Source organism: Neptunicella sp., from assembly GCF_048268085.1.
Lineage (GTDB): Bacteria > Pseudomonadota > Gammaproteobacteria > Enterobacterales > Alteromonadaceae > Neptunicella.
In genome coordinates this window covers 34,622-51,328 of sequence record NZ_JBLWWF010000001.1, presented here as the reverse complement: position 1 = coordinate 51,328, position 16,707 = coordinate 34,622, and the positions used below count along the sequence as shown (strand labels likewise).

At 43.1% G+C, this 16,707-nt stretch carries 18 protein-coding genes and 1 other RNA gene; 8 read left to right on the top strand and 11 right to left on the bottom strand.

From position 1 onward, the window contains the following. Window positions 1-321: 321 nt before the first annotated feature. The gene (gene trhA, locus ACTD55_RS00300; protein WP_438862297.1) at window positions 322-960 is read left to right on the top strand and encodes a PAQR family membrane homeostasis protein TrhA; all 639 of its coding nucleotides are present in this window, start codon (window positions 322-324) and stop codon (window positions 958-960) included. Between the two features lie 108 nt (window positions 961-1,068). Next, on the top strand, window positions 1,069-1,233 hold the full coding sequence (locus tag ACTD55_RS00295; protein ID WP_438862296.1) for a hypothetical protein: 165 nt from the start codon (window positions 1,069-1,071) through the stop codon (window positions 1,231-1,233). 39 nt (window positions 1,234-1,272) lie between these two features. On the opposite strand, the gene ACTD55_RS00290 is transcribed toward ACTD55_RS00295, so the two are convergent. From ACTD55_RS00290 to rnpB, 3 genes are all read right to left on the bottom strand, one after another. After that, on the bottom strand, window positions 1,273-2,739 hold the full coding sequence (locus ACTD55_RS00290; protein WP_438862295.1) for a M20 family peptidase: 1,467 nt from the start codon (window positions 2,737-2,739) through the stop codon (window positions 1,273-1,275). A gap of 77 nt (window positions 2,740-2,816) precedes the next feature. Then, on the bottom strand, window positions 2,817-3,221 hold the full coding sequence (locus ACTD55_RS00285) for a hypothetical protein (protein ID WP_438862294.1): 405 nt from the start codon (window positions 3,219-3,221) through the stop codon (window positions 2,817-2,819). 180 nt (window positions 3,222-3,401) lie between these two features. After that, window positions 3,402-3,764, bottom strand: an RNA gene (gene rnpB, locus ACTD55_RS00280) — RNase P RNA component class A. Window positions 3,765-3,976: 212 nt separating this feature from the next. Here rnpB and ACTD55_RS00275 point away from each other — a divergent pair. Further along, on the top strand, window positions 3,977-5,182 hold the full coding sequence (locus ACTD55_RS00275; protein WP_438862293.1) for a porin: 1,206 nt from the start codon (window positions 3,977-3,979) through the stop codon (window positions 5,180-5,182). 10 nt (window positions 5,183-5,192) lie between these two features. Then, window positions 5,193-5,600, top strand: coding sequence for a substrate-binding domain-containing protein (locus ACTD55_RS00270; RefSeq protein WP_438862292.1), 408 nt, complete (start codon window positions 5,193-5,195; stop codon window positions 5,598-5,600). A 63-nt stretch (window positions 5,601-5,663) separates the two neighbouring features. On the opposite strand, the gene ACTD55_RS00265 is transcribed toward ACTD55_RS00270, so the two are convergent. The 7 genes from ACTD55_RS00265 to ACTD55_RS00235 form a co-directional block, all read right to left on the bottom strand. Next, window positions 5,664-6,836 (bottom strand): phosphoglycerate dehydrogenase, encoded by a 1,173-nt coding sequence (locus ACTD55_RS00265; protein WP_438862291.1) that lies wholly within the window; start codon window positions 6,834-6,836, stop codon window positions 5,664-5,666. 24 nt (window positions 6,837-6,860) lie between these two features. Further along, window positions 6,861-7,982 carry a phosphoserine transaminase gene (locus ACTD55_RS00260; protein ID WP_438862290.1) on the bottom strand — a complete coding sequence of 374 codons (1,122 nt, stop codon included), beginning with the start codon at window positions 7,980-7,982 and terminating at the stop codon, window positions 6,861-6,863. Between the two features lie 194 nt (window positions 7,983-8,176). Continuing rightward, window positions 8,177-8,701: an NADPH-dependent FMN reductase gene (locus ACTD55_RS00255; protein WP_438862289.1), complete on the bottom strand. Its 525-nt coding sequence runs from the start codon at window positions 8,699-8,701 to the stop codon at window positions 8,177-8,179. Between the two features lie 66 nt (window positions 8,702-8,767). Beyond that, window positions 8,768-9,340 (bottom strand): elongation factor P-like protein EfpL, encoded by a 573-nt coding sequence (gene efpL / locus ACTD55_RS00250; RefSeq protein WP_438862288.1) that lies wholly within the window; start codon window positions 9,338-9,340, stop codon window positions 8,768-8,770. A gap of 75 nt (window positions 9,341-9,415) precedes the next feature. Then, window positions 9,416-9,805, bottom strand: coding sequence for a TonB-dependent receptor (locus ACTD55_RS00245; protein ID WP_438862287.1), 390 nt, complete (start codon window positions 9,803-9,805; stop codon window positions 9,416-9,418). A 91-nt stretch (window positions 9,806-9,896) separates the two neighbouring features. After that, window positions 9,897-10,283, bottom strand: a complete 387-nt coding sequence (gene gloA2, locus ACTD55_RS00240) for an SMU1112c/YaeR family gloxylase I-like metalloprotein (RefSeq protein ID WP_438862286.1) — start codon at window positions 10,281-10,283, stop codon at window positions 9,897-9,899. 9 nt (window positions 10,284-10,292) lie between these two features. Then, window positions 10,293-10,730 (bottom strand): OsmC family protein, encoded by a 438-nt coding sequence (locus ACTD55_RS00235; RefSeq protein WP_438862285.1) that lies wholly within the window; start codon window positions 10,728-10,730, stop codon window positions 10,293-10,295. 145 nt (window positions 10,731-10,875) lie between these two features. On the opposite strand from ACTD55_RS00235, the gene ACTD55_RS00230 reads away from it, so the two are divergent. The 4 genes from ACTD55_RS00230 (at window position 10,876) to ACTD55_RS00215 (ending at window position 15,769) form a co-directional block, all read left to right on the top strand. Next, window positions 10,876-12,345, top strand: a complete 1,470-nt coding sequence (locus ACTD55_RS00230) for a hypothetical protein (RefSeq protein WP_438862284.1) — start codon at window positions 10,876-10,878, stop codon at window positions 12,343-12,345. 151 nt (window positions 12,346-12,496) lie between these two features. Further along, on the top strand, window positions 12,497-13,837 hold the full coding sequence (locus ACTD55_RS00225; RefSeq protein ID WP_438862283.1) for a DUF2254 domain-containing protein: 1,341 nt from the start codon (window positions 12,497-12,499) through the stop codon (window positions 13,835-13,837). A gap of 151 nt (window positions 13,838-13,988) precedes the next feature. After that, the gene (locus ACTD55_RS00220) at window positions 13,989-14,423 is read left to right on the top strand and encodes a MarR family winged helix-turn-helix transcriptional regulator (protein WP_438862282.1); all 435 of its coding nucleotides are present in this window, start codon (window positions 13,989-13,991) and stop codon (window positions 14,421-14,423) included. A 5-nt stretch (window positions 14,424-14,428) separates the two neighbouring features. Beyond that, a complete protein-coding gene (locus tag ACTD55_RS00215; protein WP_438862281.1) occupies window positions 14,429-15,769 on the top strand; it encodes an MATE family efflux transporter in 1,341 nt (446 codons plus the stop codon). A gap of 44 nt (window positions 15,770-15,813) precedes the next feature. On the opposite strand, the gene rsmI is transcribed toward ACTD55_RS00215, so the two are convergent. Next, on the bottom strand, window positions 15,814-16,650 hold the full coding sequence (rsmI, locus tag ACTD55_RS00210) for a 16S rRNA (cytidine(1402)-2'-O)-methyltransferase (RefSeq protein WP_438862280.1): 837 nt from the start codon (window positions 16,648-16,650) through the stop codon (window positions 15,814-15,816). Window positions 16,651-16,707: the final 57 nt, after the last annotated feature.

The window sequence follows — 16,707 nt, the reverse complement described above, 5'->3', positions numbered from 1 at the left end:
TATTACCCACATTTGACAGTTTAGGTACCACCCGACCACCATGTCAAGGGAAAAAGGCCTTAATTTACGGGGCGCTGAGTGTCGTGAAACCAACACACAAATGAAAGTGATTGAATTCATTGAAGTTCATGTCTAATCGCCTTTTAAGGCTTGCGTTCTATAAAGTAGGAAGGCGATGAATAACCGCTACGCTAGTGTCGCAAATTGCCCTCATATAGATAACAATGACGCGACTGATAAAGTGTCGTACAATTTCAGTGTACAGTTGTGCGCTGAAAAGCTATTATTGATAATAACATTTCATATAGTTGACTAAATCTGATGACTCCAACTTCCCCAACACGTCCCTATTCTATCGCTGAAGAATGGATGAATAGCCTGAGTCACGGCATCGGCTTGATTGTATCCATTGTCGGGTTAGTATTTTTATTGATTAATTCAGATACCAGTGTGGCGATCACCGCATCGGCGATTTATGGTGCATCACTGATCCTAATGTTCCTCACTTCAACAATTTATCATGCCGTCAGTCAACAACGTCTTAAAGGCGTCTTGAAATTATTTGATCATAGCGCCATTTATTTACTCATCGCAGGGACGAATACACCGTTTCTATTGCTCAGTATTGGTGGTTGGCTCGGAGGAATAGCCACAACTATTATTTGGGCTTTGGCCTTATTTGGTGTGACATTTAAATGGATTGCCAAAAGTCGCTATCCGAAAATCTCTGTCGCGACTTATTTGATCATGGGCTGGTTTGCGGTACTGCTTATTTATCCTCTTTATCAGGCATTACCTGGTGCCGGTTTATGGTTACTCGTTATCGGTGGACTCTGTTTCAGTGTTGGTGTCATTTTTTATATGGCCAAGCAAACCAAATATACCCATGCAATTTGGCATTTATTTGTTATTGCCGGCTGCAGCTGTCACTACTTTGCTATTTATTACTACGTGATTTAACTCTGATATTTTGCTCAATTATCACCCCAAATAAACTTGTGCTTAAAAACAGACAGCGTTATCGTGGATTCTGTATAGAGCGTATTGATTAGTAATAAGGAGCCTCCTATGCAAACAGTCAATAAAAGTAAAAAAAGTGGCTATCTTTTTATTGCCAGTGGTGTGGCCTTTTTTGCCGCTGCAATACTCGGCGAACAATTATCCTTTTATGGTATTGGATTGATGTTTGTTATTTTAGGCAGCGCATTTATTCACAAAGCCTCCGAAGAATAATCCCTTCTATCTTGAATTGCTTTGTAAGCCATACCTCCCTCAATTATTGAGGGAGGTTTGTTGTAGTAAAGCATAATAAAATTGAATCGCCCGCAAGTAATCCGTTATCGAAATTTGTTCATTGATGCCATGAAATTGTTTCATGCTAACAGGATCCAGTCCCACCATCATAAAACGATACACATTACTGGATAAGCCATAAAAGTACTTGGAATCTGTTCCTCCTTGGACCAGATAAGGGGCAACCAGAATATCGCGATCCAGTCGGCGGATGGTTTGTTCTATCAACTTGAATCCCAAACTATCGGTAGGTGATACTGGTGAAGGTTCGTTACCCATAAAAGACTCAATATGGACGCGAGGATCATTGATAGCCTGCTGAATATGCTGCTCAATACTGCCAATACTATCACCGGGTAGAATTCTGAAATTAATTACCGCAGAAGCCTGGGATGGCAATACATTAGATTTAGAACTGCCCTGCAACATCGTTGGGGCAATCGTGGTATGGATCCCTGCCGCTGTGCTGGCTTTAGCCAATAGAACCTGTTTAACCACTGGCGATAACAACCATAAATTAGCCATGGGTAAACGACTACTTAATGGCGTGTAGTAACCAACAGCATCAAAAGTTTGCTGGATAAAATCTAACTTGCTGGCAAAAGGCGTATTCTCGACCTTGACAATAGCCTGACTTAATATCCCCACTGCCGTATGCTCGGGGGGTTGGGAAGAATGTCCACCTTCCGAATTGACAGTTAAACGGAAATTCACAAAACCTTTTTCTGCTATTCCCACCATGGCTACCGCAGAGTCAACACCTGGCATCATTCCCTTTGTAACCGCACCGCCTTCATCCAACACAAATTCAAACTGAATGTGCTGCTGAGCAAAATATGCCGCGATAGCTTTAGCGCCCTGTTCACCACCAATTTCTTCGTCATGACCAAAAGCAAAATAAATACTGCGCTGTGGCTGAATGTTATTTTTTAACAGTAATTCCATTGCTTCCATTAAAGCCATGACTGTCACTTTGTCATCAATGGCTCCGCGCCCAAAAATCAGGTTATTTTGAACGGCTCCGCTAAAAGGAGGGTGACTCCACTGGTCAAGCGTTGCCTCGTCTACCGGAACGACGTCCATATGCCCCATAAATAGCGTTGGTTTTAAGGTGGGATCGGCACCCGCTACATAATACACCAGACTGTAATCATTAATTTTTTTCAAGCTGGCTCGTTGATGTAGCAACGGAAAAGCTTGTTGTAACAGCGCATGAAATTCTAAAAAACGCTGATGATCGACACGATTAGCGTCGTCATAGGAAACGGTCGGTATTTGAATTGCCGAAGATAAGTGCTTAACAGCTTGGTCCTGATTTATCGCTACCGCCTGTATAGGATGTTCTACCTGATATTGATTATCCGAATATAAGGTCAAACCGCGTAGCAATAAAATAGCTACGAGTATCAGGAGTAACAGCAACAAGCTAACGATGAACTTTTTCATTTTATGATCATAATATGGATTAGCATAATGGGCAGTATAACGTTGTATAACAAAACGTTACCAGCAGATAAGCGAAACTATAGATAGCAATCCGACACCGGCAGATTAAAAAAATAACCATAAACACTGGTGAACAGGAAACCAAATAACGTGATGCCATCAATAAACTGTTGAAAATAATCGTCAGGGTCATGCCAAAGTATGACTTCCGACCAACTGGCACATCTGGTCACGTTATTGCGGATGTCACTTCGATGCTTAACCACCCTAATTGGCTTTACAGCAATATAATAACCATTTACGTCAGCCTGCATCCCATATGGATTAAGCATAAACGGCGCTGCAGAACCATTGGATAAAAATGACTGAGGCGGTTGATCGGCAAACTCACCGACACTGAGCTTACAACTCCAACATCCAAATAGCAGTATTACCGCAAGATAAAGGTTATTCTGCTGAGCAACGATCTTGCCTTTATTCATTGACTATCGCCTGCCAATCGCTGTGTCAGGCGCTAAGAATAATCAGCTCATCTCAAAGTAACTGTAAATAGATGTATATTGATGTAATCAAAACACCATATCTAATGCATAAGGACGTATTCAGGATAATAGCTAACTGAGCGCGAGTGTAAAACGTCGTTAATTCAAAAACGAATGAAAATGTGGAGTTGGCCGATAAGCCGGGTTCTGTCTTGGACAATCATTCATCTAGGCCAGCAATCACTCACTGGCTCAAGCAACCTACCCGATCCCAACGCGGGCCACGCCATACGGGATCCTATTTGGTCTTGCTCCGGGTGGAGTTTACCTTGCCACCAACTGTTACCAGCGGTGCGGTGCGCTCTTACCGCACCCTTTCACCCTTACCGGTGTGTAAACACACTTAGGCGGTCTTCTCTCTGCTGCACTTGTCGTCGGCTCACGCCGCCCAGCCGTTAGCTGGCACCCTGCCCATTGGAGCCCGGACTTTCCTCTCCCTTAAAAACCCGAAGGCAATAAGGCGGCGATTGTCTGGCCAACTCCGCGGCGGATTTTACGTGGCGAACCGGCAAGTTACAACGTAGGAATGAGACCAAGTCGATTAAATTTCGTAAGTGACTCTAGTCATTCATTATTTTGTTTATCTTATGAGGATTAAATTGCATTTAAAAAACCATCAACTACTTTAAATATTGAGGGTAAGTTTCTGTTTAATAACTAATTCCTCACACACTCAATTTGTTGGAGCAATAAATATGAAAAAATCGTTCATACCATTTAGTGCGATATTAATGGGTATCTGTTCGGTGTTCTCAGCACAGGCAGAAATCACCTTTAATGGCTTTGGCTCGGTAGTTGCTGGTGTCGAAACGGATAGCGATGTATTCAGGAATAGTCCTTATACCGACGATATTGATTTCAAACCTCAATCCAAATTTGCCTTGCAGGCTTCTGCACCATTAGGGGAAGGGTTGTCTGCCACTGTACAAATTATGTCTCGTGGCGAAAATGATTTTGATGTTAATTTTGAATGGGCGTATTTGAGTTACGAGCTCAATGACAACAATACGCTAAGAGCGGGACGTCTGCGTATTCCTTTTTATAAATACTCTGATTATCTGGATGTTGGTTATGCTTATCCGTGGATCAATCCACCCAAAACCATGTATAGCTTGCTATTTTCAACCTATGATGGTCTTAGCTTAGTCAGTAATTTCAACTGGGGTAACGTCGATGTATCCAGCAATATCATTTACGGTAACGTCAACGACACCTTTTTTGCTACTACCTTTCCTACCGAGGGTAAATTAAACAACTTATATGGTGCCAATGTCACTTTTTCTTATGATGCCTGGTCATGGTTTGTTGCTTATATGAATACTAAGGTCAACATTCCCCGAGAGCAAAACGATCCCGGCTTGGGTGGTCTGTACAATGGCTTGGTTCAGTTAGCCGGCAGCGATAAAGCTTCATTACTTATCATTGATGATGACAAGGGCACCTTTTTAGGTACCGGATTAACCTACGATAGCAATAACTGGTTATTTAACGCTGAATGGTCAACGGTGGAAGTGAAAAACTCTCTGATTTCGACCACTAAAAACTGGTATGCCAGCTTAGGTTACCGGCTTGGAAAATGGATGCCCCACCTTACTTATGGCAAGGCAAAATCCGACCGAAACACCGCTATTGCAGCAAATTTCAATGGCATTATGTTTCCTCTAAATGGAAATATGGTACCGGCAAATCTGGTGGTACAAAATGTACTGGATAGTCAACTATTTGAATACACCAGCATAACGGCGGGGGTTAAATATGATTTAACCGACAGTGCGGTACTGAAGGTTGAATATAGCAGATTCAGCGATATTTATGACGCCAGTAGCTCAACTGGTTTGGGTACACCTGACGATAAAGCCAGTACCGGACTATTTGCTGTCGGCATCGACTTTGTTTTTTAAGGGGGAAAAGATGAAATCATTATTATTTTGCACGTTAATGTTACTTAGCAGTATTGCCCGCGCTGATATTGCTGTCATTGTCCATCCTTCTAATGCCGATGCCATGGATGCCAACGACATCAGTAAAATATTTCTAGGTAAATCCAGTTCTTTTCCGGGTGGCTCTAAAGCGGTGCCGGTCAATCAGGGAGAAGATCAGGCGGCTCGTACCGAGTTCGACGACAAGGTTTTAAACAAGTCTGCTAGCCAGCTCAAAGCTTACTGGTCAAAACTGTTGTTTACCGGCAAAGGCTCACCTCCGCAAAATCAGGCTAATGACAGTGAAGTCATTGCACTGGTAGCAAGCAATCCCAATATTATTGGTTATGTTGATGCCGCGGCGGTGAACGACAGCGTTAAGGTCGTGGCTACCTTTTAAATACAAAAAAGGGATCACTTGATCCCTTTTCTATTTTCCCGTTCGATAACTCGTCGTTGCTCGTTAGTCTATCAAACGCACTGATATAACATGCTCCACATTGCGAATCGCCTCAATCACATTACCATTTTGCATTTGTTCTACATCCAGAATGTTATAGGCTAAATCACCACGACTACGGTTAACCATATCCAGTACGTTAACATTATTATCTGCCAATACTGACAATACGTTGCCCAGCACCTTTGGCACATTTTCATTTGCAAAAATGATCCGCTGACCTTCACAACGAGCCATACTCACGGCTGGAAAATTAACCGAATTTTTGATATTGCCATTTTCAAGGTAATCGATAATCTGGTTAGCCGCCATCACTGCGCAATTATCTTCCGCCTCAGCCGTTGAGGCGCCAATATGTGGCATGGCAATCACATCGTCTCGACCAAAAAATTGCGGTTCAGGAAAATCACAGATATAGGCTTTAAGTTTGCCTTTATCTAGCCCATCAACAATCGCGGCAGGATCAACAATAGTTTCACGGGCAAAGTTAACTAAAGTCATGCCTTGTTTAGCTTGTTCAAGCGTTTCGCGATTGATCAGATGTTGTGTGGCATCAATAGCCGGTACATGCAAACTGACATAATCAGCTCGAGATAATAATGAAGATAAATTATCCGCTTTTTGCACTTCACTGGACAAACGCCAAGCGGCATCAATCGATAATGCCGGATCATAGCCAATCACGTTCATTCCCAACGCTAGCGCCATATCTGCCACCAAGGAGCCAATTGCGCCCAAACCGACGATCCCCAGTGTCTTGCCCATTAATTCCTGCCCGGCAAACTGCTTTTTCTGGGCTTCGAGCAGTTTATGCAACTCTGCTGCATCATCAATATCAGCCAAGGTTTTTACATGGTCGATACCAGCTTTAATTCCGCGAGAACCCAATAATAATCCAGCCAGCACCAGTTCTTTTACGGCGTTGGCGTTGGCCCCGGGGGTATTAAACACCACGATGCCTTTTTTACTGTACTCTCCCACCGGTACATTATTAACTCCGGCACCAGCACGAGCCACTGCTAACACCGAATCAGCCAATACTTCGTTATGTAATTTATGGCTTCGTAACAAAATGGCATCAGGATGACCAATATCAGAACCTACCTCGTATTTTTCTCGACAAAAACGCTCCAGTCCCTTGACCGATATTTGATTGTAAGTTTTGACTTTAAACATGACCATCCTATTAACTTGTTAACACTAGTGAGTTGATTTAGCTTCGTTGTATGCCCATTCCAGCCAAGGCAGTAACGCCTGAATATTTGCGGTTTCTACGGTGGCACCACACCAGATACGTAAACCGGCTGGCGCATCGCGATACGCACCGATATCGTAAGCCACCTGCTCCTGCTCCAGTAACTTGATCATAGCTTTAACTTGGTCGCCACTTAGCTCCACACTCAAGCACACACTGGTATTCGAACGCACGGCCTTGTCTTTGGCTAAAAAATCAATCCAATCATGTTGCGCAACAAAGGCTTCCAATACAGCTAAATTATCATTACAACGTTTAACCGTTGCTGGCACTCCACCAATACTGTCGACCCAATTAAGGGCATCCAGATAATCCACCACACAGAGCATTGACGGGGTATTAATAGTGGCGCCGGTAAATAAATCTTCGGTCAACTGACCACCATTGGTCATACGGAAAATTTTCGGTAACGGCCAGGCTGGGGTGTAATTTTCTAAACGTTGAACCGCACGTGGACTCAAAATTAACATGCCATGTCCGCCTTCACCGCCCAATACTTTTTGCCAGCTATAGGTCACTACGTCGAGTTTGTCCCACGGCAAATCTTTGGCGAATACAGCCGAGGTGGCATCGCAAAAGGTCAATCCGCTGCGATTATCGTCAATCCAGTCAGCATCGGGCACACAAGCACCTGATGTCGTTCCGTTCCAGGTGAAAACCACATCATGATCACAATTGACCTGGGCCAAATCCGGGATGTGGCCGTAATCTGCACTTAAAGTGCGAACATTATCCAATTTCAGCTGTTTGTTGATATCGGTTGCCCAGCCCTTACCAAATGACTCCCAATAGAGCACATCTACAGGTCGCTCTCCGAGCATTGACCACATGGCCATTTCCATCGCCCCGGTATCTGAGGCAGGTACCACCGCAACTCGATAGCCCTCTGGCAAACCCAAAATCCGCGCGGTATCCAGACAGGCACTTTTTAAGGCTTGTTTACCAATTGCGGCACGATGAGAACGTCCCAGTACCGATAAATCAAGTTGATTAACATCATATCCTGGCCTTTTAGCGCAGGGACCGGAAGAAAAATTAGGATTCTCTGGTTTAATCTGTGGACGCATAGTTTTCTCGGAAAATTGCATAAATGTTTAAAATAAATGTGCTAACAAACTTGAATCAGCACAATACAAGCGATTGATTTAGTACGCTAATACGAAAGAGTGATGAATTATATCAATCCATTAAAACTGAATAAAATCGCAATGATTCTAGTGGATAGAACGACCCCTAGATAGTCCTAATCTGACGGTTCAGATCAAAGTAAACTATTAACTGCCTGAACTAATTCGAGGCGCAACGACGCATCCCTCAATTCTCCCCGTTCAGGATCAAAATTATCACCAAAATAGGGGATCGACAGACTCGCTTTTACATCACCAGCAAAGCGAGGTGCAGAGCTTAGCGCTTGCTCCAGTACCGATTTACCGCCCCGTGCACCGGGAGCCGCTGACAACATCACCATCGATTTGCCTTGAAACACTTTAGTATTAATCCGTGAACACCAATCAAACAAATTTTTATAAGCGGCAGTGTAAGAGCTATTGTGTTCTGCAAAAGAAATGATCAACGCATCACTGTCGGCTATTTTTTGCAAAAAATCATGAGCTAACTGAGGATGACCTAATTCTGCCTCCCGATCCTGACTAAACAGAGGTAGTTCATAGTCATTTAAATCTAAGATTTCGACAGATGCCCCTTCGACTAAACTAGCGGCATAAGTTACCAGCTTTTTATTTATCGATTGGCTATGGCTAGTAGCGGCAAAAGCAAGGATTTTCATAGGTGATTCTCCAACAACAAAATGGCAGTGAGTATGACACTGCCATATTTTGTTTATACAAGAAAATTATTTATCCGCGCGACTAATAAACTTTTGTTCTGAGGTATTAATTTTAATTTTTTCACCGCTGGATATATATTCCGGTACCTGTACCGTTAAACCGGTGGATAATACTGCCGGCTTAGTGCGAGCACTGGCAGACGCTCCTTTTATCGATGGATCAGTCTCAACAATAACCAGCTCTACTGACGCTGGCACCTCTATTCCAACAGGTGCTCCATCAACTGTAAGCACTTGCAAACCAGTGGTATCTTCGGTGATAAACAACAGTTCATCGGCGATCGTGTCTTTATGCAAGTTATAAGGGGTGTAATCCTCACTATTCATAAACACATACTCATCACCATCAATATAAGAAAACGTCACTTGATGACGACTAAAGTCAGCCAGATTAATCATTTCATCGGCTTTAAAACTTTCGTCTACTTTAGCTCCGGTGGTTACCTCGTACAGGCGCATTCGATATAAACTGGCACCAGCGCGACCACTAGGGGTCAACTTATTAATATCTTTGACCAACAGCACTTTGTCGTTAAGCACAATCGCTGCATTTTTCTTAATTTCACTTGCCTTTGGCATGGTAATAATTCCCTAAATAATGTGCTTGGAAAAATATCACGAACCAGACTTTAGGCAAGCATTGAATGCACTAATTTAACTATCAGTTGTTGTGACTGGTTTGGATTGGATAAACATAATTTTCATTAAAATCATGCCACCCAATACGAATAAAGAACCAATTCCCAAAAACGGGCCTAAAACCGCCTCTGGTAACAAGCCACCGTACATGAAAAATAATCCCAGCGTTAATAGTAAAGTACCGATTTGATGCAGGTAATATTGAATGTTAATTAGCCTGGAAGTGGAAGCGCCTAGCCATAATTTATGACAGGCTGCGTAAATAAAGGACACCACCAAGCCTAACAACATAATATGCGCATGGGTGACGAGCTGACTGTGATTTTTGGACATGGCCATAAAAATTCCCAATAACAGCCCGACCAGACCATAACCCAATGCTGTGGCAACAAATTTTCTATCCATCTGAATTTCCTTAGTTCACTAAACGATTATCAAACCAGTGTTGCGTCGCCCTAATCAACATTGCACAACTCACTTCAGTCATTTATAGCGACTATATAGATTCATATAATTCCAGCGGCAATCCGTCTGGATCCTGAAAAAATGTGTACTTTTGCCCGGTGTATTCATCAATACGCATGGGCTCAACGTCAACACCGGCGTCCAATAAGTGCTGTATTACAGACGCAATATCATCAACACTAAATGCCAAATGCCGTAACCCCATGGCTTCGGGATAGCTTGGCCTGGGCGGCGGTTCAGGAAAAGAAAACAACTCTATTTGACTGCCATCAGCCAATTCCAGATCCAGTTTATAAGAGTCCCGTGTTGCACGGTAATTTTCAGCAAGCACTGTTAAGCCAAGGATCGTGGTATAAAAATATTTAGAGCGTTGATAATCTGAACAAATTATCGCGGCATGATGAATTGCATTTAACATAGTTAAAACTCAATTTGCGAATATCACAGTCGCTTGCAAATGCTTTTTTGCTATAAGCGAATTACTCACTAAGCATACTTTTTCGGCCTTATTCAGCAATGCTTCGGCTTTGGCGCTATCACTCCCCGGGTTAATAGTTAACCTCACATTATGATGAATATGGGTAAACCGGATCTGGCGTTCTACTTTGTCCAATGTCCCTTTTGCTTCACATGCAATAGACAACCAATGGAAATCAGCAGCCTCGGCAACGGCTTTAAAAGATAAGATAAAACAATTTGCAGCGGCAGCCAGTAATAAGGTTTCCGGTGACCACTGGTCGCCCGGTCCGTCAAACTCAATCGGGGGCGCCACTTCGATGGGAGACAACCCCTCAGCCTCAACCTGCAAATGACGATCAAACTGACCGCTGGCGATAACTCGATATAAATGTGGAAGTTCTCTCATTAGTGTCCTTATGCAAATCACGATGTACCTGTAGCTAACAGAATTTTAGCGACAAATCAGTATAATACGAATAATCTCTATTCATAATAGAGTGAGTTTATGGTCAAATTAACCTGCCAAGCTATATGGGAGAGCCTAGTCCGTGGTGAAAGAATCAAATTATATCCGTTCGGTTAAAAATCTGATCACCCGGATCCATGATGCGAGTCCTGTCAGAGATTCCATCTATGAACTCGCTACCGACTATTTTAGCCAAGCAGTAAACGATCGAGAGAAAAAAAGTAGTCTGCAACTCGAAATTAGATCCAGTGAACAAAAGCTCACCAGTTCAACAAATTCAAACGAAAAAAAGTTACTCTCTGAACGTATTAAGGTTAGCCAAACCCAATTAAAGGTGTTTAACAAAAAGTTAGACGAACAACGTCTGGTGAGACATGCAAAATTAAAGCAAGTGTGCACTGATATACTTGACCTGGTGGAGGGAGAGGATTTTTCAGACAACAATGCTAAAACAGCCCGGTTATTGGGCACCATGTTAATGATCACTCCTGATGCGGGCAGAAAAGTTCCGCAAATCAATTTATTTTCCAAACACTTATATAAAGCGACCTTATCCTTAAGACTACTAGATAGACTGGTGTTCACTCAGAATATCGTCGATAGCCACGTGACTGAATTTGCCGTGGACCAATCCGACAAATCCGATACCGCACCTGAAAATATTACCAGCCAGTCTTCTTTCCGCCAGCACGTCAAAATCCCACTCATGATGGCGGCAATCATTCAGGACATTGGACGTATGCATCCCGATGCACAAAAGCTATTGAAGGGTGAAGACGGCCAAGCCGATGAATTTAGAGTACTGGAAAGAGACGATCGGAATAAACTGCTTAAGATTACCTTTCAACATGCGCTGGATTATATGAAAAATGGGATTGGTGCTGATAAATACTTAGGCAACTCCGTCACTGAACGAGATGAATTTAATCAACAGGAAAAAGCGAAACTGGAGTTTGGTTTAAAATTACTAAAAAGCTCCCTGAAACCCCAAAATGGGATTGGCAACATTCTAAAAATCCCCCAAGTCTATGCTTCGGTGGTAATGTCCACCAAAACCAATCAACCTGTTGCCTTAATGCCTAAGGTCGGCCAGATGCTGCGTAAAGGTGCCGAACAAGGTATGTTTAGCCCCATCGTTACCGAAGCCTTGTTGCAGGTAACGGGAATTTTTCCACAGGGTTTTGGCATAGCTTTTATCCCTAAGGATTCTGACAAGCGGGATATAGATAAGTATGAATATGCTATTGTTACACGATTATATCCGGCCGATCCTGACGAGCCGATTGCTCGCTGCGTAACGCGTAATCTGTCCTATAACTCAAATTGTCCAGATTACGTGATCAGTAAATCCAATAATCTGTATTTTGAGCCCGCCCGTAAAGCCTTCGAAAAAGTAAGCCCGGAACGTCTGTTGGAAATACTGAGTAAGCTGGTGTCCAATTTTGAAGAACGCAAAAATCAGGATTTGGTGCCGCGCTGCTGGCATCCTTATGAATATTTCTCGGATGCCAAACATCAAAACTTATGGAACAGCATGCCACAATACCGTAATTAATCTGCACTGCTAATTAATGCCTCTTTCTGAGAACAATATGTCGGCCACAATCACAGGAATCATCACAAAATAGCGCTAGTTCCTCCGCTGAGCAAATGATGTTAGGCTGTTTTCACCACCGATTAGACTCCATTATAAGCAAAGGTATGCTGTGAAATTACTCGAGAATAAACGCACTCAGCTCCTGACAGCTTTGGATAAAATCAAAACCAGTTTCTGGTTTATACCCAGCTTGTTAGTTATTTCAGCATTAGTCGCTGCCACCCTATTTATTTGTATCGATCGATTTAGTGGTTTGAATCAAATCGATGCGATGCATCAGATATATCAAATCAGGCCCGAAGCAGCACGAGCGCTATTAACCACCATTGCGTCGTCCATGATGACGGTGGTCAGTATTGCATTTTCTATTACGATTGTGGCACTGACGCTGGCCTCGTCCCAGTTCGGCCCGCGTTTGATCCGCAACTTTATGAACGACAACGGCACTCAGGTTGTATTAGGTCTCTTTATTGCTAATTTTGTTTATTGTTTGGTGATAGTGCGCGCCATCGATGCGTTTTCAGACGCACATTATGTCCCCGGATTATCTATTGCTTGGTGCTTATTCATCACTTTAATCAGTGTTTTTGTGCTGATCTATTTTATCCATCATGTGGCCAACGCGATTCAGGCGGACAATGTTATTGATGATGTTTACCAAGAACTGCAGCAGAGCGTTGCCAGTTTATTTCCGGATCACCATTCATCGTCAGAGTTACACAACACCGCTATTGATGAAGCCCATGGAATATCTCATTTTGCTCATCATATTAGCGCTTGCAGTGAGCAAAGCGGCTACTTGCAGGCGATTAATTTTAAACAACTGATCAAACTGATGACCGAGCACGACGGATTAGTACAGATTAATATTAAGGCCGGTGATTTTGTGGTGACCAATATGCCTATCATTACCCTGTATAGCCACCAAACGGTTACCCCTGATTTAATTGATCAGATACAAAGTTGCCTGACATTCGGTTCTAAACGCTCACCGATTCAAGATCCGGAGTTTGCGATTCATCAACTGGTCGAAATTGCCTTGAGAGCATTGTCTCCCGGTATCAACGATCCCTATTCCGCTCTGACTTGTGTCGATAAGTTAACGGCAATCTTATGTTTATTAACCGCCAAAACGTTTCCACAAGGCGGCTATTTGGATAGGCAAGGAACCTTGCGTTTACAGTATAAATCGGTCACTTTTAGTGGTATCGGTAATGCTGCGTTTGACCAGATCCGTCAATACTCGCAAACCTGTCTGGCAATTTCTATTCGTCAACTTGAATCACTCAACAAAATTGCCCGCCAAGCCGTCAACAGTGAACATAAAGAATTTGTCAGCAACCAAGCCACCATGATTGAACAAGGTCTTGAACAACAGCAAATGACGGATGCCGACCGACAGGATTATCGCCAACGCCTGAATGACATTAATAACAGCTTGCAAAATTAACTCCGCGCTATTGATAGTTTGACCATTTCCAGACGCTGAAAAGCCCGCTTATTCGTTGGTTCGTTTTTTAAAACCATTCATAACTTGCAATATGTTTGATAGATCAAGTATATTGCAAGTTATTATCCGTTAATAAAAGAAGTTCCTCCACATGACAACGTTAACTGCACCGATGCAATTATTAATACAGCTTTACAAAGCACAAAGTGACCTGCTCAAGCCGATCGAGTCATCACTCAGCGCTCATGGCATCAATTACACAGAGCTGTTAGTCATGTATCAACTTAGTTTGGCACCTCACCTCACTATGCGCCGAATAGAACTGGCTAATGCCGTTAGCTTAAGCGCATCAGGTGTCACCCGATTATTACTCCCCATGGAAAAAATCAAACTGGTGGAAAAACAACAAAATAGCAGAGATGCCCGGGTTAGCCTGGTCAAACTGACTCCAACAGGACAACAGGTATTAACAGAAGCATTGGAAAGTTTTAAGCAAAGTGCACAGTCGGCAACGCAAACTCTGGATACCGCGCAACTTGAGCAATGCTTGCAACTACTGAAGCAATTACAAGGTTACAGAGCATAGAATTGATGAAAGACTTAACCCAAGGCGCGATCCCTCATCATTTGGTTAAAATGGCAATCCCAATCGCTATCGGACTGTTTGTGCAGACTCTGTATTTTCTTGTCGACTTGTATTTTGTCAGTCAATTAGGCGAAGAAGCTCTGGCAGGGGTGAGTGCAGCCGGTAATGCCAATCTTATTATTATTGCCCTAACCCAAATATTGAATGTCGGGACGGCCACACTGGTTTCCCATGCAGTGGGCCGCAAGGATAAAAACGACGCCAATAAAATTTTTAATCAATCTATTTTATTGTCCAGCCTCTTGGCGCTGTTAACATTAATTTTAGGCTACGGTTTTAGCCAACACTATATGCAACTGCTATCCAGTAATCCGCAAATAATCGCGGCGGGAACAACCTACCTGTATTGGTTTTTACCTAATATGGCGCTGCAATTTGTAATCGTGGCAATGGCCGCAGCACTGCGTGGTACTGGTATCGTCAAACCTGTCATGCTAATACAAATACTGTCGGTATTTATTAATATCCTGTTGGCTCCCGTATTAATTGCTGGCTGGGGTAGCGGACATCCTTTTGGCGTAGCCGGAGCTGGCATAGCCAGTTCTATCGCCGTCATCATTGGCGTCGCGATTCTGTTATTTTATTTTTTACGACTGGAACATTATGTCGCCGTTGATCTATCGCTATGGCGTCCTGACTGGGCAAGTTGCAAACGATTACTGGCTATTGGATTTCCGGCAGGCGCTGAATTCTTTTTGATGTTTTTATATATGGCGGTTATTTACTGGGCGATACAATCTTTTGGGACCAGCGCACAGGCCGGATTCGGATTAGGCTCCCGCGTGATGCAGGCATTATTTTTACCCGCCATGGCGCTGGCATTTTCTGCCCCTGCTATTGCAGGACAGAACTTCGGAGCTCAATTGCCGGAACGAGTAAGGCAAACGTTCAAATGGACAGCGTTATTAAGTTGCGCAGTCATGGCGATACTAACCGCACTATGTTTGTGGCAAGCCAGCTGGTTGGTTAGCAGTTTCTCGAATGACTTGGCAGTATTAGCAATTGCATCGGGTTTCTTAACCATGATTTGCTGGAATTTTGTTCCTACCGGGTTGATTTTCACTTGTTCCGGAATGTTTCAGGGCCTGGGGAATACCTGGCCAGCCCTGATCAGCAGTGCCACGCGGTTATTATCCTTTGCGCTACCTGCTATTTGGCTTGCCCAACAAGATAATTTTTATATTGAACAGATATGGTATCTATCCATTATCACGGTCATCCTGCAAAGCTTATTGAGCCTTTATCTACTCAAGAGCCAACTGCATCAACGACTACAATTTAGCTAAAATATTGCCTACACGAATACCCGGACTTGTCCTGATAATCGCCATCAGGACAGGTCCAGTCCAATTTTATATAAATCATTTTTCTTTAATTCATAATGAGCCGCAACAATGGCTGCGGCTTTTTTTAAAGGTAACTCTTGCATTAAATTTTTCAGTAAACTCAACGCAACTTGCGGGATATTACTCATATCTCTTTGCATACCGGCAATCATTAACACAAACTCACCTTTTTGACGCACCGGCTCTTCACGTAACCAGATTTCAATTTGTTCAGCCGTTCCGGATGTGAAAGTCTCAAAGGTTTTGGTCAGCTCTTTGGCCAAGACTAATTGCCGCTCGTTCCCTAACACCCGACCAACTAACTTAATCGTGTCCAGAATGCGTCGTGGTGACTCATAAAAAATGCAGGTAGCCGTTTCTTCCAATAGTAATTCAAGCGCTTGTTGTCTGGCTTGTTCCTTGACCGGCAAAAAACCTTCAAAGCGAAATTTGTCGGTGGCAAGTCCAGCCGCACACATCGCAGTAATAGCGGCACAAGGCCCTGGAATAGGAATAACATCCAGCTGTTCAGCCCGACATTGATTAACCAGTCCATAACCAGGATCACTAATAAGTGGAGTCCCTGCATCACTGATTAGTGCCACGTTAAGCCCTTTTTGCATGCGCTCAATCAGCTGTTTAGCTCGTTGTGATTCGTTGTGATCATGTAATGAGATTAAGCGGGTATCAATTTGATAATGTTGCAATAACTTTTGGCTATGACGGGTATCTTCAGCCGCGATCACATCAACTTGTTTGAGAATATCGATTGCTCGATGGGTAATATCTGCCAAATTCCCAATCGGAGTGGCGACAATATATAACTTGCCTGAATCTTCCAATGTGACACACCTTTAATTGTTTTAAACTGTCAGCCATTCTAAACTACCGCACAGCAG

Excerpts from the sequence above, each read along its gene's own strand:
- ACTD55_RS00295 (WP_438862296.1), top strand. The coding sequence starts at position 1,069 with ATGCAAACAGTCAATAAAAGTAAAAAAAGTGGCTATCTTTTTATTGCC.
- ACTD55_RS00245 (WP_438862287.1), bottom strand. The coding sequence starts at position 9,805 with ATGGATAGAAAATTTGTTGCCACAGCATTGGGTTATGGTCTGGTCGGG.
- ACTD55_RS00255 (WP_438862289.1), bottom strand. The coding sequence starts at position 8,701 with ATGAAAATCCTTGCTTTTGCCGCTACTAGCCATAGCCAATCGATAAAT.
- trhA (WP_438862297.1), top strand. The coding sequence starts at position 322 with ATGACTCCAACTTCCCCAACACGTCCCTATTCTATCGCTGAAGAATGG.
- ACTD55_RS00265 (WP_438862291.1), bottom strand. The coding sequence starts at position 6,836 with ATGTTTAAAGTCAAAACTTACAATCAAATATCGGTCAAGGGACTGGAG.
- ACTD55_RS00285 (WP_438862294.1), bottom strand. The coding sequence starts at position 3,221 with ATGAATAAAGGCAAGATCGTTGCTCAGCAGAATAACCTTTATCTTGCG.
- ACTD55_RS00260 (WP_438862290.1), bottom strand. The coding sequence starts at position 7,982 with ATGCGTCCACAGATTAAACCAGAGAATCCTAATTTTTCTTCCGGTCCC.
- ACTD55_RS00270 (WP_438862292.1), top strand. The coding sequence starts at position 5,193 with ATGAAATCATTATTATTTTGCACGTTAATGTTACTTAGCAGTATTGCC.
- ACTD55_RS00275 (WP_438862293.1), top strand. The coding sequence starts at position 3,977 with ATGAAAAAATCGTTCATACCATTTAGTGCGATATTAATGGGTATCTGT.
- ACTD55_RS00220 (WP_438862282.1), top strand. The coding sequence starts at position 13,989 with ATGACAACGTTAACTGCACCGATGCAATTATTAATACAGCTTTACAAA.
- ACTD55_RS00215 (WP_438862281.1), top strand. The coding sequence starts at position 14,429 with ATGAAAGACTTAACCCAAGGCGCGATCCCTCATCATTTGGTTAAAATG.
- ACTD55_RS00290 (WP_438862295.1), bottom strand. The coding sequence starts at position 2,739 with ATGAAAAAGTTCATCGTTAGCTTGTTGCTGTTACTCCTGATACTCGTA.
- ACTD55_RS00235 (WP_438862285.1), bottom strand. The coding sequence starts at position 10,730 with ATGAGAGAACTTCCACATTTATATCGAGTTATCGCCAGCGGTCAGTTT.
- efpL (WP_438862288.1), bottom strand. The coding sequence starts at position 9,340 with ATGCCAAAGGCAAGTGAAATTAAGAAAAATGCAGCGATTGTGCTTAAC.
- gloA2 (WP_438862286.1), bottom strand. The coding sequence starts at position 10,283 with ATGTTAAATGCAATTCATCATGCCGCGATAATTTGTTCAGATTATCAA.